Annotated in this window: 15 protein-coding genes; 7 read left to right on the forward strand and 8 right to left on the reverse strand. The window is 68.8% G+C overall.

Features of this window, described 5'->3' with window-relative positions; translation table 11 throughout:
• Positions 1 to 303: 303 nt before the first annotated feature.
• On the reverse strand, positions 304 to 1,335 hold the full coding sequence (locus ACYVI5_RS00450; RefSeq protein ID WP_460578530.1) for a LacI family DNA-binding transcriptional regulator: 1,032 nt from the start codon (positions 1,333 to 1,335) through the stop codon (positions 304 to 306).
• Positions 1,336 to 1,491: 156 nt separating this feature from the next.
• On the opposite strand from ACYVI5_RS00450, the gene ACYVI5_RS00455 reads away from it, so the two are divergent.
• Entirely contained in the window at positions 1,492 to 2,334 is an 843-nt protein-coding gene (locus ACYVI5_RS00455) for an SDR family NAD(P)-dependent oxidoreductase (RefSeq protein WP_460578531.1), read from the forward strand.
• 38 nt (positions 2,335 to 2,372) lie between these two features.
• Here the strand turns inward: ACYVI5_RS00455 and ACYVI5_RS00460 are convergent, their stop codons facing one another.
• From ACYVI5_RS00460 to ACYVI5_RS00475, 4 genes are all read right to left on the reverse strand, one after another.
• The gene (locus ACYVI5_RS00460; protein WP_460578532.1) at positions 2,373 to 3,233 is read right to left on the reverse strand and encodes a fumarylacetoacetate hydrolase family protein; all 861 of its coding nucleotides are present in this window, start codon (positions 3,231 to 3,233) and stop codon (positions 2,373 to 2,375) included.
• 159 nt (positions 3,234 to 3,392) lie between these two features.
• Entirely contained in the window at positions 3,393 to 5,108 is a 1,716-nt protein-coding gene (locus ACYVI5_RS00465; RefSeq protein ID WP_460578533.1) for an IlvD/Edd family dehydratase, read from the reverse strand.
• Positions 5,109 to 5,265: 157 nt separating this feature from the next.
• A complete protein-coding gene (locus ACYVI5_RS00470; protein ID WP_460578534.1) occupies positions 5,266 to 6,357 on the reverse strand; it encodes a zinc-binding dehydrogenase in 1,092 nt (363 codons plus the stop codon).
• Positions 6,358 to 6,383: 26 nt separating this feature from the next.
• The gene (locus ACYVI5_RS00475; RefSeq protein WP_460578535.1) at positions 6,384 to 7,811 is read right to left on the reverse strand and encodes a glycoside hydrolase family 5 protein; all 1,428 of its coding nucleotides are present in this window, start codon (positions 7,809 to 7,811) and stop codon (positions 6,384 to 6,386) included.
• A 218-nt stretch (positions 7,812 to 8,029) separates the two neighbouring features.
• On the opposite strand from ACYVI5_RS00475, the gene ACYVI5_RS00480 reads away from it, so the two are divergent.
• A complete protein-coding gene (locus ACYVI5_RS00480) occupies positions 8,030 to 9,259 on the forward strand; it encodes a S1C family serine protease (RefSeq protein ID WP_460578536.1) in 1,230 nt (409 codons plus the stop codon).
• Between the two features lie 165 nt (positions 9,260 to 9,424).
• On the opposite strand, the gene ACYVI5_RS00485 is transcribed toward ACYVI5_RS00480, so the two are convergent.
• A complete protein-coding gene (locus ACYVI5_RS00485) occupies positions 9,425 to 10,201 on the reverse strand; it encodes a DNA-formamidopyrimidine glycosylase family protein (RefSeq protein WP_460578537.1) in 777 nt (258 codons plus the stop codon).
• A gap of 165 nt (positions 10,202 to 10,366) precedes the next feature.
• Positions 10,367 to 15,247: a DEAD/DEAH box helicase family protein gene (locus ACYVI5_RS00490; RefSeq protein ID WP_460578538.1), complete on the reverse strand. Its 4,881-nt coding sequence runs from the start codon at positions 15,245 to 15,247 to the stop codon at positions 10,367 to 10,369.
• Between the two features lie 72 nt (positions 15,248 to 15,319).
• On the opposite strand from ACYVI5_RS00490, the gene ACYVI5_RS00495 reads away from it, so the two are divergent.
• A complete protein-coding gene (locus tag ACYVI5_RS00495; RefSeq protein ID WP_460578539.1) occupies positions 15,320 to 16,024 on the forward strand; it encodes an alpha/beta fold hydrolase in 705 nt (234 codons plus the stop codon).
• Positions 16,025 to 16,037: 13 nt separating this feature from the next.
• Here ACYVI5_RS00495 and ACYVI5_RS00500 read toward each other — a convergent pair whose 3' ends face one another.
• The gene (locus ACYVI5_RS00500; protein ID WP_460578540.1) at positions 16,038 to 16,820 is read right to left on the reverse strand and encodes an ArsR/SmtB family transcription factor; all 783 of its coding nucleotides are present in this window, start codon (positions 16,818 to 16,820) and stop codon (positions 16,038 to 16,040) included.
• A 67-nt stretch (positions 16,821 to 16,887) separates the two neighbouring features.
• Between ACYVI5_RS00500 and ACYVI5_RS00505 the strand changes: the two genes are divergently transcribed.
• The 4 genes from ACYVI5_RS00505 (at position 16,888) to ACYVI5_RS00520 (ending at position 20,517) form a co-directional block, all read left to right on the forward strand.
• The gene (locus tag ACYVI5_RS00505; protein ID WP_460578541.1) at positions 16,888 to 18,321 is read left to right on the forward strand and encodes an MFS transporter; all 1,434 of its coding nucleotides are present in this window, start codon (positions 16,888 to 16,890) and stop codon (positions 18,319 to 18,321) included.
• A gap of 72 nt (positions 18,322 to 18,393) precedes the next feature.
• Entirely contained in the window at positions 18,394 to 19,224 is an 831-nt protein-coding gene (locus ACYVI5_RS00510) for an endo alpha-1,4 polygalactosaminidase (protein WP_460578542.1), read from the forward strand.
• A gap of 53 nt (positions 19,225 to 19,277) precedes the next feature.
• On the forward strand, positions 19,278 to 20,042 hold the full coding sequence (locus ACYVI5_RS00515; RefSeq protein WP_460578543.1) for a DUF2249 domain-containing protein: 765 nt from the start codon (positions 19,278 to 19,280) through the stop codon (positions 20,040 to 20,042).
• Between the two features lie 22 nt (positions 20,043 to 20,064).
• Positions 20,065 to 20,517, forward strand: a complete 453-nt coding sequence (locus tag ACYVI5_RS00520; protein ID WP_460578544.1) for a hypothetical protein — start codon at positions 20,065 to 20,067, stop codon at positions 20,515 to 20,517.
• The last annotated feature ends 29 nt before the right edge of the window (positions 20,518 to 20,546 follow it).

Consider the following 20,546-nt stretch of genomic DNA (forward strand, 5'->3'; position numbering starts at 1 on the left):
GGTTGGGGTACGGCGTCGTATCCGAATGGGGAGCCGGGAGAATGTGCGGTCCCGGCGTTCGCAGAAGATCGGCGCCTGTCGTTCCTGATCCCGAGGGATCGCGCTGTGGACGCCGTCGTTCTTGCGTCAGCGGCGGATGCCTTCCGCTGTGCAGACGACGTTATGCCGAGCGAAACTTCGTGTCAAGATTTCCAGCCAAGATAGAAACATTTCGCACGTGAAACGCGGATACGCGAGGCGCGGCCCGAGGGAAGCGTCGAAGGACGAACCGCGGGTCCCGCGGCTGAGGCATCCGTGCTCGGATCAGCGCTGAGGCGCGGCCGTGCTCTCGCGCACCACCAGCGTCGTGGCGAGCTCGACGCGGCTGAAGGCCAGTTCTGGTTCGGCGCGGAGCCTCGTGACGAGGTGGGTGGCCTGCTCGGCCATGGTGGAAAGCGGCACACGCACCGTCGTGAGCGGCGGCCCGGCCCATTTCGCGATCGCCAGGTCGTCGTACCCGACGACAGACAGATCTGCGGGTATCGAGACCCCGAGCGATCGGGCGGCTTCGTACACGCCGAGAGCGTGCAGATCGGATGACGCGAAGATCGCGGTCGGCGGGTGGGCGGAGGTGAGGAGCTCGGTGCCTCCGACATAGCCGTCGTGGTGATGGAACCGGCCGGCCCGGACATACTCGGACCGCATCGCGATTCCCGCGGCATCCAGTGCGGCCCGATAGCCCGAAAGGCGCGCCGTGGAGGCCATCTGATTGTCGGGCCCGGTGATGATCGCGATGTCCGTGTGACCCAGGTCGATGAGGTGCTGCGTCGCCAGGAACCCGCCGTTCCAGTCGGCGGAGCCTATGGACGGCGCATCTGACGCGGGAGCGCCGTACGGGTCCACCATGACCATGGGAATGCTTCGCGACCGCAATCGCTGCGCGTCTTTCGCGTCGAGCTCCGACGCCACGAGGATGACGCCGATGGGCTGTCTGCGCAGCACTCCGTCAACCCATGCTGGGCCGGGTCGATGGTCTTCCTCTGCGGCAGCGACCACCATGCCCATCTGCCGCTCCCTGGCGACGCGCTCGATGCTGGCGATAGCGGCAGCGCCGAACGGGCTGTCGATCTCGAAGCAGAGCACCTCGATCAGCGGGGCGGTGCCCTGCGGGGTCGAACGGCGGTTGTAGTTGCGGTCGTTGAGCAGGGCCTCGACGCGGCTGCGGGTCTCGTCCGACACTCCCTTGCGGCCGTTGAGCACCTTGGACACTGTGGCGACCGACACCCGTGCGAGAGCGGCCACCTCAGCCAGCGTCGCCCGTGAGGGGGCGGACTCGACTGGCTCGCGATCGGACATGAGCACACTGTATGTCACGCGCTGCGGCCGCGAAAGTTTCTTGCGTCGCGGGTCAGGTTGACCGGTGCGCCAGTGCGTCCTACTGTGACTGGACGAGAAGTTTCGCCCAACAGGAGAAAACTTGAGGACGGCGAGGCAGGTCGTGAAGGAGCGAGGATGTCCGACTCGGCACCCCACCGTGCAGAAGTCGCTGCGAACGGGACTCAGCCGTCCGAGGCGTCGCCTCGGGCAGCCGGGTTCGCGAGCTATCCGTCGTTGCGTGGCCGGCACGCGTTCGTCAGCGGCGGTGCCTCAGGCCTAGGACGGGAATTCGTCAGTCAGCTCGCCTCGCAGGGGGCCCACGTATCGTTCGTCGATCTCGACGACGCCTCGGCAGCATCCCTTCTCGCCGAGATCGTCGACCGCGGGGATCCGGAGCCGCACTTCTGGCACGTCGACGTGCGGGAGATTCCGTCGCTCGTCGCATCCATCTCCGACGCAGCCGAGCGATTCGGGCCGGTGACGGTTCTGGTCAACAACGCGGCGAACGACACGCGGCATCGCGTCGAAGACGTCGATGTCGACCTGTGGGACGACCGGATGGCCGTGAACATCAGGCACCACTTCTTCGCGGCGCAGGCGGTCGTACCCGGAATGCGGGAGGCCGGAGGCGGATCGATCATCAATCTCGGCTCGATCAGCGCCCACATCGATCTCAGGGATCTGCCCGTCTACATCGCCGCCAAGGCAGGCATCGAGGGGCTGACCAGGACGCTGGCGAGGGAATTCGGCGGCGCAGGCATCCGGGTGAACTGCGTCATTCCGGGCTGGATCATGACGCCCAGGCAGCTGGAGAAATGGGTCGGCGAGGAGGAGAAGCAGCACATCCATCGCATGCAGGCGCTGCCCGAGCTGCTGTATCCCGCCGACGTCGCGCGCATGGTGCTGTGGCTTGCCGCCGAGGACTCACGGCTGTGCACGGGCCAGACCTGGGTCGTCGACGGTGGGTGGCAGCAGTGATCTCGCCTCGACCATCACGCGCGATCCGGTAGGGGAGCTCAGCTCCCCACGCGGACGACCGGGTTGGTGAGGGTGCCGACTCCCGCGATGCTGATCGCGACCTCGTCGCCGGGGGTGAGTGTGAAGTCGGCGCCCGGGACGATCCCGGTCCCGGTGAGCAGGATGGCGCCGTCCGGGAAGCCGAGGCCACGGAAGAGCCAGTCGGCGAGATCGGGCAGCGTGCGGGCCATGGCATCCGTCGAGGTGGTGCCCTCGAACACCGGTTCGCCTTCCCGGCTGATGGTCATGGCGATGTCGAAGGGAGCCTCGGCGATCCACGCGGGCACGATCTCGGCTCCCAGCGCGCAGGAGGCGGTGTAGACCTTCGCCTGCGGGAGGTAGAGCAGGTTCTCGCCCTCGATCGACCGGCTGGATGCGTCGTTGCCCGGCACGTATCCGAAGATCTCGCCGTGCGCGTCGAGCACGAGACCGAGCTCGGGCTCCGGCACGTCCCAGGTGGAGTCCGCGCGCACACCGACAGGGTCGCCGTCGGGCACGACACGGGCGCCGGTCGCCTTGAAGAACAACTCCGGCCGCTCGGCGACATAGACACGGTCGTACGGGTCGCCGTCGGTGGCCTCCTCGATGCGGCCGTCGCGGCTGCGCAGGTACGTGACGCCGGCGGCCCACACCTCCTGGGCGGGGTCCACCGGCGCGAGCACGGCGTCTACGCGGATGCCTGTGCCGGCGGATGCACGCTCGACTGCAGCCCGGGCATCCTCCCGCGACAGCCGAAGGAGCTCGGAAAGCGTCATGCCGAGTGGTGCATATGCGTCGCCCGAGCGCACCGTCCACAGCACCTCGTCGCTGGAGCGCACCCGCGCCAGCGCAAGCGCCGCGCGCGTCGTCGTGTCATTCATCGTTGCTCTTCCTGACTCTCGTCTCTCGTCATCTTCTCGCGGCTCTGTCGCGCATAACTCCTGCAAGATCGCGGCCACCGAGGTCGCCCGCCGCGACAGCACCGGCGATGCACATCCTCAGTGAGCCGATTTGCAGGAGTTATGAACACGAGGGAGCGGTCAATGGGACTCCCTCGTCACCTTGGCGCCGCTGGCGCCGACGAGGAAGTCGAGGTCGGCGCCGGTGTCGGCGCCCTGCACGTGCTCGATGTACAGCTTCTGCCAGCCGCGGTCGGCGTTCGCGAACGAGCCGGTCTCCCGGAACGGAGGCTTGCGCAGCGCGAGCTCCTCGTCGCTGAGCTCGACCTCGATGCGCCGGTTCGGCACATCCAGCGAGATGATGTCGCCGTCGCGCACGAGCGCGAGTGTGCCGCCTGCCGCGGCTTCGGGGGAGACGTGCAGCACGACGGTTCCGTACGCGGTGCCCGACATGCGTCCGTCGCAGACGCGCACCATGTCGCGCACGCCCTCCTTCAGCAGCTTCGGCGGGAGCGGGAGATTGGCGACCTCGGGCATTCCGGGGTAGCCCTTCGGCCCGCAGCCGCGCAGCACGAGCACGGAGTCGGCGTCGACATCCAGGTCGGGGTCGTCGATGCGAGCGTGGAAGTCCTCGATCGAGTCGAACACGACAGCCTTGCCCCGGTGCACGAGCAGCTCAGGCGTCGCCGCGGCGGGCTTGATGATCGCTCCGCGGGTGGCGAGGTTGCCGCGCAGAACGGCGATGCCGGCGTCATCCAGCAGCGGATCCTCGCGCAGCGAGATGACGTCGCGGTCCCACACGGGATGCGCGCCCAGGAAGTCCACCAGAGGTGCACCCATCACGGTCTGTGCCGCCGGGTCGAAGAGGTCCTTCACCTGGTCGAACACGGCCAGCACGCCGCCGGCGCGGAACAGGTCTTCCATCAGGTATTCGCCGGCCGGCTGCAGGTTCACCAGCAGCGGCACGTTCGCACCGATGCGGTCGAAGTCGTCGAGGGTGAGATCGATGCCGAGGCGTCCCGCGATGGCCAGCAGATGCACCACCGCGTTGGTCGAGCCGCCGATTGCGGCCAGCGCGACGATCGCGTTGTGGAACGACTCCTTCGTGATCACCTTCGACACCGTGCGGTTCTCGGCGACGAGCTCGACGGCGAGGCGTCCGGTGGCGTGGGATGCCTCGAGCAGGCGCGAGTCGGCGGCCGGGGTTCCGGCGAGCCCGGGAATCGTCATCCCCAAGGCCTCTGCCATGATGCCCATGGTCGAGGCGGTGCCCATCGTGTTGCAGTGCCCCTTGGAACGGATCATCGAGGTCTCCGAGCGCTCGAACTCCGCCTCGCTCAGTGTTCCGGCACGCACCTCCTCGCTGAGCTGCCATACGCCCGTTCCGCATCCCATCAGGGCACCGCGGAAATGACCGTTCAGCATCGGTCCGCCTGGCACGACGACGGCCGGGATGTCGACGGATGCCGCGCCCATCAGCAGCGCCGGAATGGTCTTGTCGCATCCTCCGAGCAGCACGACGGCATCCACCGGGTTCGCGCGGAGCATCTCCTCGACCTGCATCGCTGCGAGGTTGCGCCACAGCATCGCGGTCGGCTTCACGAGCGTCTCGCCGAGTCCCATGACGGGGATCTCGACCGGGATGCCGCCCGCCTCGTAGACCCCGTTCTTCACGTACTGCGCCACCTCGTTCAGGTGCATGTTGCACGGCACGAGGTCGCCGGCCGTGTTCGCGATGGCGATCTGCGGGCGCTTGCCGTTGAAGGCATCCGCGGGAATGCCGCGACGCATCCAGGCGCGGTGGATGTATGGATCGCGGCCCTCGCCGCCATACCAGTCCTGGCTGCGCAGCGTCATGGGCAAGCTCCTTCGCTTCTGGGCGTCACGGTGCGAAGCGCCGCGCCGACAGGTTCCGGCGCAGACGCAGCATCCAGTCTGCACAATTTGTTCGAGTTGCGCGCAATTGGACGCGCGGGACAGCGGACTTGCGGTGCACCGGGGACTCGTGGCGCGGTCACGGCACCAGGATGCTGCGGCCCACCGAGCCACTCATCAGCGCATCGTACGCGCGACCGACATCGGCGAGCGGCATCCGTTCGCCGATGAGGCGGTCCAGCGGCAGACGCCCTTCCAGGTAGAGGGAGAAGATGCGGGGCAGGTCGATCGGAGGATTGGCGGAGCCGTAGAGCGAGCCAACGACCCGCTTCTGTTTCTGCACCAGCCGGTTGAGCGGAACGGTGAAGCGTGCATCGGATGCTCCGAGCCCGACAGCGACGAGGGTGCCGCCGGCGGCGACGCACTCGAACGCCTGCTCGAGGGTTGCCTGCCTGCCCACTGCCTCGACTGTCCACGGCACACCGGTGCCTCCTGTGATCCTCGTGACCTCCTCGACGAGATCGCTGCGGCGGCTGTCGACGACATGGGTGGCCCCGAGCTCGAGGGCCAGGTCGAGCTTGGCCGGATCCACGTCTGCGACGATGATCGGATTCGCGCCGACCAGTCGCGCCCCCATCACGCTGGACAGTCCGACCCCGCCGGCACCGACGACCAGCAGGCCGGCTCCGGCCGCCCGCTCCACGACGTTGAGCACGGCGCCCACACCCGTCACGACCGCGCACGCCGAGATGGCGGCCACCTCGGGCGGCACGCCCTCCGGCACCTTCACGACGGCGCTCTCGCTCACCACGACGCGTTCGGCGAAGCACGAGACGCCCATCAGGTGGTGCAGCTCGGTCCCATCGGGAAACGAGAGGCGGCTCGTTCCGTCCGGCAGTCCGCCCGTGGATGCCTGCACGCCGCCCTTCACACACAGGGCGGGGTTTCCCGAGAGACAGGCGTCGCAGCTTCCGCACCTGGGTCGCCAGAGCAATGCGACGCGGTCTCCGATCGCGAGTTCCCCGTCCCCCGCGTCGCCGGCATCCGGACCCAGCTTCTCGACCACGCCGGATCCCTCATGGCCCAGCACCAGCGGCAGTGGCGCCGCAAGATCGCCCGACATGTAGTGGTAGTCGCTGTGACATACGCCAGCGGCCTCGATGCGCACGACGATCTCGCCTCGCTTCGGATCGGCGAGTTCCACCTGCTCCACCGCGGGAGCAGTTCCCACGTGGCGCAGAACCACCGCGCGCACGATCAGGCCGCCCGTTCAGGGAGCGGATCCTGACCACCGACGAGCTGATCCCGCAGGTTCTCATCGACGGCGCACTGCTCGAAGGAGAACGAGTCGGCGAGTGCGTCGAGTTCGTGATCGTCGAGGCCTTTCAGCAGTTCCGCGTACTCCTCGGCGAGCGGCTGAGCGAACAGCAGGTTGTTCAGCAGCGTCGCGACCCAGTCGAAGCGCCCCCATGGGTAGGGGTTGAAGGTCGGGAACTCTCGAGCGACCAGGTCCTGCACAGCCCGACTGACCTCGCGGACCCCGTCACCGCCGAGACGGTCGCTTCCCCATTGGTCTGCGGCGAGCCGGTTCTTCTTGGCGATGAACGGGTCGAAGCGTCTCCGGTACGGGGACTCCGGGGTGACGCGCACGAGGCCCTGACGGCCGACGTCCTTGTACATCCAGCTCGTCCAGCTCACGTCATTCTCCCGGTAGATCTCGAGCTGATCGGCGAGGATCTGCCTGCGCATCGCGTCTTTGCGTTCGTCGCCGGTGTAGATGGGCGCGAACTCGCCGACCATGATGGGTGTTCCCGTCTCTCTGGCGTACTCGGACCGCTGCAGGAACTTCTGATAGGCGTAGTCGCGATCGATCCATACGCCGTCCGTGTAGCCGGGGTAGTCGCCGCCTCTTCCGAGGCCGGCAGCCACGTAGTCGTGCAGCGAGTAGACTGTGTTCTCCCACGGCTCCGCTTCGAACATGTCGAACTCTGTGGAGTACGTGTTGCCGTCGAGGAAGATCGTGTGGTGCGGGTCGATCGTGCGCACCGCCTCGAACAGTCGCCGGTACAGGGGGCCGACGACCGCACGCGATTCGTCGGCCGGCTCGTTCATGAGGTTGTAGCCAGCAACCCAGGTGTTGCCCTTGTAGTGCTCGGCGATCGCCTTCCAGATGTTCTCCACGCGATCCTGGAAGTGCGGGTGCTGCCAGAGGTGGGGCACGTGCGTCTCGTTGTCCGAGTGCCAGTGGTGGTTCTGGCTGCCCGGCAGAGCGTGCAGATCGATGATGGAGTAGACGCCGTGCCTTCCGGATGCCTCGATAGCGCGGTCGAGGTGGTCGAAGGCGGTCGGCAGAATCTCGAACGGCCGGGCATCCGACTCGAAGTGCCGGTAGTTGACCGGGATGCGGATGATCGTCATCCCCAGTTCGCCGAGGAATCGCGCATCGGATTCGCCATAGAACGACGTCAGGAGACGCTCGAAGAACCGGTCGGCGCGATCGTCGCCGATCGCCTTGCGCACCTCGGAGCGCATCAGGGACTCGTTCGCCCCGTAGCCGGTCACGAAGTTCTCCATGTTCAGCCAGCCGCCGACGCAGACCCCCGTGAAGCGGATGGGTGCGCCGAATCCGTCGAGGAATCGGCTCCCGTCGGTGCGGACGAATCCGGGCGGGGGTGTCTGTGGCATGACGCTGACCTCACTGTCTTGGTAGGAGTACCGGAATCTCGGGCAAATCGGGCGACGAAAAGTTTCGTCATCCGTACGAATTGTTTCCACACACGCTAAGGAAGCGCCGCGATGGTGTCAAGCGACGGTCGCATAGCCGCCGCAAAGGAAGTCCTCACCGTTCATAGGAAGTACATGGAGCAAGCAAAGAGCTTTTCCGACTCGCCGCGGTGCACTAGATGCATCGACTCGACCTGAACGGAACGAAGATCATGCGCAACGACAGCAACAAGCGACGCACGGCGGGCTGGATCACGGCCGCAGTGGCGGCATCCGTCGCCTTCGGGCTGGCCGGCATGACGGCCAGCGTGGCGACCGTGGACAGCGTCGCCGCGGCATTCTCCAAGACAGCGATAGCTCACAACAGCGAGCGCGCCGGCTGGTCATACGGCGGCGGGCAGGGCTCGACGGGTTCGTCCTCCAGCAGCGGTCAGACCGCTACCGCGAGCGAGGAGAAGGGCGTGGCCGTGATCGACACCGACCTCGCCTACGAGGGCGCTGAGGCGGCAGGAACAGGCATCGTGCTGACGAGCTCCGGCGAGATCCTCACGAACAACCACGTCGTCGAGGGCTCCACGAGCATCACCGTCACCATCCCGGCCACCGGCGCGAGCTACAAGGCGAGCGTGGTGGGCACGGACGCGACCGACGACGTCGCCGTGCTGCAGCTGAGCGGAGCATCCGGGCTCGCCACCGCGACCCTCGATGACGACGGCGGAGTCTCGGTCGGCGACAACGTGACGGCCGTCGGCAATGCCGGCGGCACGGGGACTCTGGTCGCGGCGCCCGGAGCGGTCACCGGCACTGGCAAGTCGGTCACGACGCAGGCGGAAGGCGTGGTCGCATCGGAATCCTTGACCGGGATGATCGAGACCAACGCCGACATCCAGGCAGGCGACTCGGGCGGACCGCTCTACGACTCGCAGGGCGAGGTCGTCGGCATCGACACGGCGGCATCCGCCAACCAGAACGTGTCGGACGGCTACGCGATCCCGATCGAGACAGCGCTCGGCATCGCACACCAGATCGAGTCCGGGCAGGCCAGCTCGACCGTGACCCTCGGGCTGCCGGCGTTCCTCGGAGTCGAGGTGGCATCGGATGCCTCCTCCGGCTACTCCGGGTTCGGCGGTGCCGGTCTGGGCAGTTCCGAGCTCGGATACAGCGGTGGGCAGAACGCGACGCAGGGCGCAGTTGTGGGTGGCGTGATCAACGGGACGCCGGCGGCATCCGCGGGTCTCACGGCCGGTGACACGATCACGGCGGTCGACGGCACGGCGATCACGTCCTCGAGCGGCCTCACCGCGGCCCTCGCGCAGCACAAGCCGGGCGACTCCGTGACGATCACGTGGGTCGACAGCGCAGGTTCGCACTCCGCGAACGTGACTCTGACATCGGGCCCCGCGGCCTGAGGCGGCCTTCCCGCCGCTCGTGCCACGCGAAAACAGGCAGGAATGCGGTTGCCACGCCGGAACAGGCAAGATCTGCCTGTTCCGGCGCGTTCCGCCTGTAGTGCCTAGGGGCTGCGGAGCGGAGGAGCGGCCGCACGAGGGCGGAGCGGGGAGCGCAGGGTGTGCTTACGTCTGGCAGACCGGGCAATACCAGGTCTCGCGGAGCTCGAGGTCGTTACGGCCGAGCCGCATGCGCTCGATCGGGGTGCCGCAGCGTCGGCACGGCATCCCCTCCCGGCGGTGCACGTACGACGTGCGGCCTCGTCGGGTCTCGCCCGTCGTCGAGCGGATCGCGCGGTCCTTGTTGGCCACGATCATCCGGTGGGCGAGGGCGACAGTCTTCGGCAGGTCCACCTCGCGCACCGGGCGAGTGGGCAGCATCCCTCGCACGAAGCACAGCTCGTTCACGTACTCGTTGCCGAGCCCGGCGAGGTTGCGCTGGTCGAGCAGGGCGACCGCGATCGCCGCATCCGGATGCTCCGACAACCTGCGCACAGCCTCGCGCTCGTCCCAGTCGGGACCGAGCAGATCGGGGCCGAGGTAGCCGACGGCATCGGCTTCGCGAGTGGTCGGGAGCACCTCCAGAAGGCCCAGCTCGAAACCGACCGCCTGGGCTGTCGCCGTGCCCAGCACCGCACGTGCCTGGAACGCCGGCCGGCGCCAGGGCTCGCCCGGCGCGTAGACCCGCCACTCGCCCTCCATCTTGAGGTGGCTGTGGATCGTCTGCGGTCCCACTCGCATGAGCAGGTGCTTGCCGCGGCTGACCACGTCGTGCACGAGCTGTCCGGTGAGGTCGACGGTGGCGAAGGCGGGCGCACGCAGGTCGCAGCGGGTGAGCACCGAGCCGGCCAGCGCCTCGTTCAGCATGCGCGCCTGGCGGTAGACACTGTCGCCCTCAGGCATCCATCACCCTTACCGGAGCGTCAGCACACCCGATGGACACGCACGCCACCCGGCCAGTACAGGCAGAAGAGCGCTTTCCTCTGGAAAACAGGCAGGATGCGCCTGTTTTCGGGATGTTTGCCTGCGCTGGTGAGTGGAACTGCGCTGGTGCGTGCAATCGTCGGGTCACGACCGCAGCCTCAGACCGCGCGGGCTGGGCGCGAAGCCGGCGGCGATGAGCGCCTCGCCGAACGGAGTGCCGAGCACGAAATCGCCGCCGACCGTCTCGATCGTGAGCGTCGAGATGCGACCGCGATGGATGGCATCCGCCAGCGCGCGCGTCGCCGGCAGCATCACCTGTTCGTCGTGGTCGAACAGCAGCGTCGTCTTGCCGCCGCGTTCGACGTACAGAACGAGCGCGCCATCCACGAGCACGACGATCCCGCCTGCCTTGCGTCCTGGCCGGTGGCCAGTGGCCGAGACGACGCCTCCCGCCGTGGATGCCTGCGGCCACGGCAGCGCCGCCCCGTACGGGTTCGCGGGGTCGGTCGCAGCGAGCGCGACCGCGTTGCGCGGCGGTTCGAGTGTGGTGTCGAGCGTGAACGTGCGCAGCCGATCCACGGTGGTGCTCGTGGAGAACTGCGCGGCGCCGAGCGTCTCGACGAAGTATCCGCGGCGGGCGCGGCCGGACTCCTCGAATCCGCTGAGCACGCGGTAGGCGAGCGCGAAGCCGCCCGGCTGGTTCTCGGCCATCACGCTGCCCCGCGTGACGACGCCGTACCGGTCGAGCAGGGTCTCGGCGACGGCCTTCGCGCGCACCGTGGCATCCGTTTCGGCCAGCGGCAGAATCGACCAGCGTCCGGCAGTGGTGGGCGGGCCGGAACGTGCGGATGCCGCGCGCAGACCCTCCGCCATCGTCGGCCTCGCGTAGGCGCGGGGCATTCTCACCCGTGCGCGCGGCGTCGCTCGCTGAGGCTTGTGTGCGCCGCGACCGCCCGTCAGAGCGCGCAGCGGCGCGAACGTGTCGTTCGTGATGAGCCCGGCCCACACCAGGTCCCAGAGCGCGGTCGTGAGGGCGGCGTCGTCGAGCGAACCCACGGCATCCGACAGCTGCCGGAAGAAGAACGCGCCTCCCGCACCGAGAGCCGAGAGCACCTCGCGCTGCAGCTCGTCGGTGGCGTGCTCCGGCGGCGGTGCCATCGTGAGCGGTGCGCTGTCGGTCAGGTGCAGGCTCACCCACCCGTCGTTGCCGGGCAGCGAGCCGCTGCCGCTCCAGAGCACCTCGCCGCTCGCGGTCAGCTCGTCGAGCATCGCCGGCTGATAGTCCGCCACGCGCGACGGCAGGATGAGGCTCTCCCATGCCGAGGCGGGAATACGAGTTCCGGCGAGCTGCTCGATGACGGATGCCACGGCATCCACTCCCCGAAGTCCGCCGCCGACATGCTGCCAGTCCGGCAAGAACCGTGCGAAGGTCTTCGGATCGACGGGCTCCACCTCGTGCCGAAGCGCGGCGAGCGAGAGGCGGCGGATGCGCCGCAGCACCTCCGCGTCGCACCATTCGGTGCCGCTCGCGTTGGGGCGGAACTCGCCCTCCGTGATGCGGCGGTCCTGCGCGAGCCGGCGGAGCGTGTCGTGTGCGACGGCCGCGCCGAGGCCGAAGCGCGATGCCGCGTCGCCGATAGTGAACGGGCCGTGCGTGCGCGCGTAGCGGCCGAGTAGGTCGCCGAGCGGATCGGCCACCGGTTCGATGAAGGCCGTCGGCACGCCGATCGGAAGTGGAACGCCGAGTGCGTCGCGCAACCGGGCCGCGTCCTCGATGGCGGCGTAGTGCTCCGCGCCCGCGACTGTCACGCGGAGCGCGCGCTTCGCGGCGACCAGCTCGTCGAGAGCCGCGCGGGCCGCCGCCGGGCCGGTCATCTCCTCGTCGGCGACCCCCGAATCGGTGAGCTCCTCGTCGGTGACCCCCGGGTCGGCCCCCGAATCGGCGACCTCCTCGTCGGCGACCCCCGAATCGGCGACCCCCGGGTCGGCGTCCCCCGAATCGGCGACCCCCGGGTCGGCGACCTGCTCTGTCATCACCCGCCCAGTGCGCCACCGCCGCGCCACCTCGTCGGCCGTGAGCGGCCCGAGCAGGCGCAGCAGGTCTGCGGCCCCCTCGAGGCCGAACATCCGTCGCTCCGGTGTCAACCGTTGCACCTCGCGCTCGACGCGCTCGATGACTGCCGGGTCGAGCAGCTCGCGCAGCTCCGCGCGACCGAGCAACTCGGAGAGCAGTGAGGCATCCACCGATAGCGCGGCCGCCCTGCGCTCCGCCAGCGGCGAGTCGCCCTCGTACATGAACGCAGCGACATACCCGAACATCAGCGAGCGCGCGAACGGCGAGGCCTCCTCGGTGCCGACCTCGACGATGCGGATGTCACGCGCCGCGATCCGCGTCGCGATGCGCCGCAGCGAGGGCAGGTCGTAGACATCCTGCAGGCACTCCCGCATGGTCTCGAGAATGATCGGGAACTGCGGGTGCTTGCGCGCGACATCCAGAAGCTGTGCCGCCTTCTGCCGCTGCTGCCACAGCGGCGACCGCTTGCCCGGGTTGTACTTCGGCAGCAAGAGGGCCCGCGCTGCACACTCGCGGAACCGCGAGGCGAACAGGGCGGAGCCGCCGACCTCGTCGGTGACGAGCTGCTCGAGCTCGTCCGCCTCGAAGACGAAGAGGTCGGCGCCGGGCGGGTCGGACTCCGTGTCGGGAACGCGCACCACGATGCCGTCGTCGCTGGCGATGCACGATCCCTCCACGCCGAGGCGCTCTCGTACGCGAGCCGCAACCGCCAGCGCCCAGGGCGCGTGCACTTGCATGCCGTACGGGGAATGCAAGATGATGCGCCAGTCCCCGAGCTCGTCCCTGAACCGTTCGGCCACGAGTGTGCGGTCGGTCGGCAGGTGTCCTGTGGCCTTCTTCTGCTCGTCGAGATACGCGAGAAGGTTGCCGATCGCGAGCACGTCGAGCCCGGCGTCGGCGGCGCGAGCACGGGCATCCGTCTCCGATGCCGACGACACCTCGCGCACGAACGCGCCGACCGCCTCGCCGAGTTCGGAAGGCCGCCCGATGCCGTCGCCCTTCCAGAACGGCAGGCGTCCCGGTTCGCCGAATGCCGGGGTCACGAGCACGCGGTCGTGGGTGATCTCCTGGATGCGCCAGCTCGTCGCCCCGAGCGCGAACACGTCGCCGACCCGCGACTCGTACACCATCTCCTCGTCCAGCTCGCCGACCCGCCGGCCGCCCTTCGCCGGATTCGTCTCATCGGTCGAGCCGACCATGTAGACGCCGAACAGGCCGCGATCGGGGATGGTGCCGCCGCTCGTGACCGCGAGCCGCCGCGCGCCGGGGCGGGCTGTGAGGATGCCGCGGTCGCGGTCCCAGACGACCCGCGGACGCAGCTCCGCGAACTCGTCGCTCGGGTATCGTCCGGCGACGAGGTCGAGCGTTGCATCGAAGGCGCTGCGCGGCAGAGTGGCGAACGGAGCGCTGCGGCGAACGGTGTCGAACCATCCGTCGACGTCGATCGGATCGAGCGCGGTCGCCGCGATCGTCTGCTGCGCGAGGATGTCCAGGGGATTCGCCGGCACCCGCAGCTCCTCGATGAGGCCTGCGACCATCCGCTCGCTCGCGACGGCGGTGTTGATGAGGTCGGAGCGGTGCTTCGGGAACATCACGCCCCTCGACACCTCGCCCACCTGGTGCCCGGCTCGGCCCACGCGCTGCAGGCCGCTCGCCACGCACGGCGGCGCCTCGACCTGCACGACCAGGTCGACCTCGCCCATGTCGATGCCGAGCTCGAGGCTGCTCGTGGCGACCACGCAACGCAGGCGTCCGCTCTTCAGGTCGTCCTCGATGACGGCGCGCTGCTCCTTGCTCACCGATCCATGGTGGGCGCGAGCCAATATGCCGGAGGCGGAATGCGTCTCGTCCGCTCCTGCCGTCCACTCGTCGGGGCGACGGCGTTCTTCAACGACCGTGCTGACGGACCAGGGATCGGCGGACGCGGCCGCGCGGCTTTCCTTTGTCTGGCCGGAACCGCCCATCAGTTCGGCGGGGGCACGGCGCGGTGCCACAGAGCCGGGCGCGACGTGCTCGGCGCCCTCGTCGAGCCGTTCCTCATATATCTCGTTCATCCGCGCGGTCAGCCGCTCGGCCAGCCGGCGAGAGTTCGCGAACACGATCGACGACCGGTGCTCCAGCACGCGGTCGACGATCGCCTGTTCGACGTGCGGCCAGATCGATCCGCGTTGCGGTGTCTGATCGTCTTCGTGTGCCGCAGGGCTCAAGTCGCTCATATCCTCGACCGGCACGATCACCTTGAGGTCGAACCGCTTCTGCGAAGGCGGGGCGACGATCGTCACCGGGTTGCGTCCGCCGAGGAACCGCGCCACCTCCTCCGGCGGTCGCACGGTCGCAGAGAGGCCGACGCGCTGTGCGGGCGAGGCGAGCATGGCATCCAGGCGCTCCAACGACACCGCGAGGTGCGCGCCACGCTTGGTGGCGGCCACGGCGTGCACCTCGTCGACGATGACGGTCTGCACGTTCGCGAGCGTCTCCCGCGCCTGCGACGTGAGCATGAGGAACAGGGATTCGGGGGTGGTGATCAGGATGTCCGGCGGCTTCGACAGCAACGCTCGCCGGTCGCTCGCGGGCGTGTCGCCACTGCGAACGCCGACGGTGACGTTCGGCGGCTCCGCTCCGAGCCGCTTCGCGGTCTGCGTGATGCCGACGAGCGGCGAGCGGAGGTTGCGCTCCACGTCGACGCCGAGCGCCTTCAGCGGGGAGATGTAGAGCACCCGCGTTCCGCGTTTCTTGTTCGGCTTCTCGCCGGCCTGGTCATGCATCAAGCGATCGATCGCCCACAGGAACGACGCGAGCGTCTTCCCCGACCCGGTCGGGGCGATCACCAGCGTGTGCTCGCCACGGGAAATGGCATCCCACGCTCCCAGCTGGGCCGTCGTGGGCGCGTCGAACGCCCCCTCGAACCACGCACGGGTGGCGGGGGAGAAGCGGTCGAGCACGTCGCTCATCGCTCCATGACAGCACAGACCACTGTCGTCCGCCTTGCGCGAACGACAGTGGCTCGCGCTACCGTCGGGCGAATGCAGACCTTCCTCATTCCCGGACTCTGGCTCGACGCTTCATCGTGGGATGCGGTCGCTCCCGCCATAGAGGCTGCCGGCCACCGCACGCATCCGCTCACCATGCCCGGCTTGGAGGCGGACGACGCCGACCGCAACGGAATCACTCTCGACACGCACATCGACCATGTCGTGCACCTCATCGACGAGGTGCCCGCCGACGAGAAGGTCGCCCTGGTGGCGCACAGCGGTGGAGCGCTGGTCGCATACGGCGCAATCGACCGGCGCCCCGATCGCGTCGATCGCGTGGTCTATGTCGACAGCTGGCCCGGCGCAGAAGGGTCGATCGTCAACGACGAGGTTCCGCACGACGACGCGGACATGCCCTTCCCCGGCTGGGATGCCTTCGAGGAGGGCGACGTGCGCGACATCACGCCCGAGTTGGGGGAGGAGATCGCCGCGCACACGCACCCGTCGCCGTCGCATGCGGCGACCGACCCGTTGCACCTGACAGACGAACGGCGGCTGGACGTGCCGGCGACCATCGTGATCACCACCATGTCGGCCGAGGACCTGAACGAGCTCATCGATCGTGGCGTCGGCTGGCTGGGTGACACCCCGCGGCTGTCGTCGCTGCACATCGCCGGTCTTGCCACCGGACACTGGCCGCAGTTCACGAAGCCGCAGGAGTTGAGTGAGCTGATCGTAGACGCGCTGGCCGAGTGAGGCAGGGGGCCCGCTACGCCGACCGTGTGGCGGGAGCGGCTCCGAGCAACTCGTCGAGTGCGTCGTGCCCTCGATCGGTGACCCGGATGCTCCGCGGCACTCTCCCGCGCTCGATCCACTCGGCTTCGAAGAACCTCGTCGCCACCGCGGTGCCCAGTGCACCGGAGAGATGGTGTGCCTGCTCCGTCCAGTCGACGCAGTACCGAAGGGGCGTTCGGGTGCTGAGCGCCGCATCCGGGATGCCCCAAGCGGAGAGGGTCGCGGCGCCCGCTTCCGTGAGGCGGTAGCGGTCGCTGCGACCGGGAGCCGAGAGTCGATCGGCGGTGTCATCGCGGTGGTGCAGGCCGTCCCCGCCCACGACGCATCCGGTGGCGATGAGGTGCCGGAACAGATCGACGCCGAGGCGGCCGGCGAGATGGTGATAGCAGGTGCGGGCCGTGCGGAGCGCCTCGGCACGGGTGTGCTCGCGCAGTGACGTGATCGGCGTGCGCGGGGCGATACGCGCCAGCGCCTCGAGAACGCCCTCCACGTCGGCGCTCGCCAGCCGGTAATACCTGTGCCGTCCCTGTGGCACGACCGCGACGAGGCCGAGGTCCAGAAGCAGCGACAGGTGCTCGCTGACGGTGGATGCCGCGACTCCGGCCTCCTCCGCCAGTCGTCCCGCGGGCAGCGCGCGGCCATCCGCCAGCGCCATCAGCACCCGGGCGCGGCGCGGGTCGGAGAACGCGGACGCGGCCCTGGCGACATCCGGTTCGCCGCGCGCGCTGCTCGTGGTGGTGGAGCTGATGATCGGCATAATCGCCAGGCTACGTCGCAATCGTTTCGGCGCATCCCGAAGCGTTCCTCGACAACGATGGGTGAACGTGAGGCGTGAACGAACCGGCTCGATTCCGACGCGGGCATCGTTTTTGACGGCAGGCCCGACCCTGACCGCTGCGCTGTGCGGCGGCTACTTCCTCGTGCTGCTCGACGTGACGGTGGTGAACGTCGCCCTGCCGAGCATCGGCGCCGGCTTCGGCGTGCACTCGCCGGGCCTCGTCTGGGTGGTGGATGCCTACACCGTGCCGCTCGCCGCACTCCTGCTCGCATCGGGGGCGATCGGAGACCGTCTCGGCCACCGCAGGCTCGTGATCGCGGGATTCCTCGGCTTCGGGTTGGCCTCCGTGATCTGCGCGACCGCCCCGGTATGGCCGATGCTCGTGGCCGGACGCGCCCTGCAGGGAGTCTGCGCGGCCCTCGTGCTGCCCGGCACCCTCGCCCTGCTCGTCGACCGCGCGGGTGACGGCGCAGCGCGCTCCCGGGTGGTCGGCGTGTGGGCGGCGATCGGAGGGGCCGCGCTGCCCGCTGGACCCCTCGTCGGTGGCCTTCTCGTCGGCGGGGCCGGCTGGCGGGCGGTGTTCTGGCTGAACGTACCGGTCGTCGTCGCCGCGGTCGTCCCGGTGATCGCATCCCGCGCTCCGGCAAAATCCGGAGAGCGCCGGGGCGGGCGCGTCGATTGGCTCGGAGCGTCCGCGCTGATCGTCATGCTCGCAGCGCTGGTCACCGCCGTCGTGCAGTTGGAGAATCCGGTGCTCGCCGGCGCCGCAATCGCGGTCGTCGTGGTCTCGGCGTTGGCGCTGTGGCGGTTCGAGTTGAGTGTGAGACATCCGTTGCTGCGCGTGCCGACGGGGGCACGTCGCCCGCTCCTGGCGGCGTGCGGCGTCGCCGGCCTGATGAACTTCAGCGTGCTCGGCGCGTTGTTCGTGCTCACGCAGACCCTGCAAGACGTTCGCAGCCTGCCGCCGTTGGCCGCGGGGCTGCTCCTGCTGCCCGGGATGCTGCCCCTTCCCCTGCTCGGTGCACCGGCCGGGCGGCTGGTCGCGCGGTTCGGGCACTGGCGCACTGCGGCGATCGGGCTGGCCGTCGCGGGGCTCGGATTCGCGGGACTGGCTGCGAGCATCCGCATCGTGGGGCCGGCGTGGCTCGTGGCGCTTGCCGTGTCGCTCGCGGTCTGGGGAGCGGGCATCGGCATCCTGACGCCCGCTGTCGTCTCCGCGGCGTTGGCGGCGTTACCGGATGCCTCGGGTGCGGCATCCGGGGCCAGCAACACCGCGAGGCAGGTCGGCGGCGCGCTCGGAGTGGCCGTCTTCGGAGTGCTCGCGGGGGACGCATCCGCCGCAGCATTCGAGCCGCGAGTGAGCTGGATGTTCGCGGGAGCGGCCGTCGTGTTCGCGGCGGTCGCAGCTCTCTGCGCCGTGGCGTCGCAGACACGTCGTCGTGCCGTCGATGCGCGCCGAGGGTCCGCGTCGGTCGAATGACGAGCGCACCTCGATGTAAGCGAACCCGGGGTCGCCGCGTGCCAGGATCCTCCCGTGCGTTTTCCTCAGACGATGACCTCGCTCGTACTCGTGGTCGTGGTCGTGGCCGCGCTAGCTGGCTGCTCGACCACCTCGAAGCGGCCGTCGGCCACCGTCTCGAGCACCCGGTCGGTCAGTGAACTGCCGACGTCAGGCATCCCGGACTACCAACTCGGCGGGTCGTACCCGCCCGCGCCCGACGTCACGATCGTCGAACGGGACAGCACATCGCGACCTGCGGCCGGTAGATACAACATCTGTTACATCAACGGATTCCAGACGCAGGGCGGCCAGGAGAACGCGATGTGGTTGAAGGCGCATGGCTCCGACGTGCTCCGCGACTCGAGTGGAAAACCCCTGCACGACCCCGGCTGGCCGGACGAGATGATCCTCGACACGACGACGGCGGCCAAACGCGATGACATCGCGAGCGTCCTCGGCAAGTCGATCGATCGGTGCGCCTCGCGGGGCTTCGACGCGGTCGAGTTCGACAACCTCGACTCCTACACACGATTCACGGGCCGGCTCACGGAAGCCGGCAACTTCGCTCTCGCGAGGATCCTTGTGGCCCGAGCGCATGAACGTGGACTGGCGGCCGGCCAGAAGAACACGCCGGATGAGTCAAGGCGGGCCAAAGCGGCCGGCTACGACTTCGCCATCGCTGAGGAGTGCCTGACGTACAGCGAGTGCGGGTCGTACAAGAAGGTCTACGGCAGCCGCGTCATCGACATCGAGTACACCGACGATCTCAAGGGGTCATGGACCTCGAACTGTGCACGGCCGAGCAGACCGGCCATGACGATTCTGCGGGACCGGAACCTGGTGCCGAAGGGGAACCGGGCCTACGTGTTTCAGCACTGCTGAATAAAACGGACGGAGATGCTCTAAACTCGGATCGAGATGAACAGGAGGATCCGGTGAACGCTTCAGGGGCTGCCGAGCGCAGCATCACGATCGCGAACGATGCGGAGTCGCTGATCGATCTGCTTCGGCTGCGGGAGGATGCGGTCGCAAGCAAGCGCATCCTCAAGGCTCCCGGATTCGGTGTCGTGCGGCTCTCTCTCGATGAGGGACAGACCATGTCGGAGCACGAGGCGGCCGTGCCCATCCTCATCCAGGTGCTCTCCGGTGTCGTCGACATCGAGATCGATGACGCGACCGAGCGATTCGAGGCCGGCGGCATCCTGTACATCGCCGCACACGTGCGACACGCGCTCCACGCGGTGGAGAGCGCGCACGTGCTTCTGACTCTCGCCGACGCCGCAACGCGGGCGCCCTCGGACAGGGCAGGCGTCGGCGGGACCGAAGTGGGCAGAGCGGATGCCGCCGCCGAGCCCGACCAGGACGGCGACGGGGTGGAAAGAGCGCACGCCCCGTCGCCCGAGCACCGCCCGCTGCTCGAGACCGCCGTGTGCGAGTGCGGCGTGGTGGAGGGTGGCGCATTCCCGGAATTGGATGTGCGCGAGGTGCCGCACAGCATCCGGCACGCCACCGTGTTCGGGGCGCTCGACTCGCTGCGGCCGCGAGACGGCCTCGTACTCGTCGCATCGCACGATCCGCTCCCGCTTTTGGCGCAGGTCCGCGACCGCACTGGCGATCGGTTCGCGGTCACATACCTGAAGCGCGGACCGGAGGCCTGGAGCCTGCAGTTCGTGCACACCGGCGACGATCGCGCGGAATGAGCACGCGTTACGCTTCGGCGCGATGAACGCTCGCTTCGCCCTCACCTTCTTTCTGATCGGTTCCGCATTCGTCGTCCTCGGCGGGCTCGTCGCAGCCGTGTCGACACCCCTCCGGTTCGCGAGCGGGCCGTGGCTGGCCGCTTACCTCGTGCTCGTCTGCGGAGTTGCGCAGTGCCTCTTCGGCATCATGCGGCGCTATGTGGCGCCGTCGCCGATGACGGGGGTCGGCTTCCCGGTGGAGCTTGTGTGCTGGAACCTCGGGAACGCCGCGGTCGTTGTCGGCGACCTGGTGCGCATTCCGTTCGTCGTCGGCATCGGCGGAGCGCTTCTCGTGGTCATGCTGGTGCTGCAGCTCCTGCACCTGCGGCACGTCGCCGCCAGGCTGCGCTGGGCGGCGTGGCTCTACGGAATCGTCGTTGCGGTGCTGCTGGTCAGCATCCCGATCGGAATCGTGCTGGCGGCTCTGCAGCGGTAGGCGTACGACGTGACCGGCCTTGCGAGGTC

The sequence above is a fragment of the Humibacter ginsengisoli genome, from assembly GCF_054780095.1.

What these genes read in the sequence shown, in the direction of transcription:
- ACYVI5_RS00500 (WP_460578540.1), bottom strand. Translation starts at nt 16,820, where the DNA reads ATGCCGATCATCAGCTCCACCACCACGAGCAGCGCGCGCGGCGAACCG.
- ACYVI5_RS00510 (WP_460578542.1), top strand. Translation starts at nt 18,394, where the DNA reads ATGACCTCGCTCGTACTCGTGGTCGTGGTCGTGGCCGCGCTAGCTGGC.
- ACYVI5_RS00495 (WP_460578539.1), top strand. Translation starts at nt 15,320, where the DNA reads ATGCAGACCTTCCTCATTCCCGGACTCTGGCTCGACGCTTCATCGTGG.
- ACYVI5_RS00490 (WP_460578538.1), bottom strand. Translation starts at nt 15,247, where the DNA reads ATGAGCGACGTGCTCGACCGCTTCTCCCCCGCCACCCGTGCGTGGTTC.
- ACYVI5_RS00520 (WP_460578544.1), top strand. Translation starts at nt 20,065, where the DNA reads ATGAACGCTCGCTTCGCCCTCACCTTCTTTCTGATCGGTTCCGCATTC.
- ACYVI5_RS00475 (WP_460578535.1), bottom strand. Translation starts at nt 7,811, where the DNA reads ATGCCACAGACACCCCCGCCCGGATTCGTCCGCACCGACGGGAGCCGA.
- ACYVI5_RS00455 (WP_460578531.1), top strand. Translation starts at nt 1,492, where the DNA reads ATGTCCGACTCGGCACCCCACCGTGCAGAAGTCGCTGCGAACGGGACT.
- ACYVI5_RS00460 (WP_460578532.1), bottom strand. Translation starts at nt 3,233, where the DNA reads ATGAATGACACGACGACGCGCGCGGCGCTTGCGCTGGCGCGGGTGCGC.
- ACYVI5_RS00450 (WP_460578530.1), bottom strand. Translation starts at nt 1,335, where the DNA reads ATGTCCGATCGCGAGCCAGTCGAGTCCGCCCCCTCACGGGCGACGCTG.
- ACYVI5_RS00485 (WP_460578537.1), bottom strand. Translation starts at nt 10,201, where the DNA reads ATGCCTGAGGGCGACAGTGTCTACCGCCAGGCGCGCATGCTGAACGAG.
- ACYVI5_RS00465 (WP_460578533.1), bottom strand. Translation starts at nt 5,108, where the DNA reads ATGACGCTGCGCAGCCAGGACTGGTATGGCGGCGAGGGCCGCGATCCA.
- ACYVI5_RS00480 (WP_460578536.1), top strand. Translation starts at nt 8,030, where the DNA reads ATGCATCGACTCGACCTGAACGGAACGAAGATCATGCGCAACGACAGC.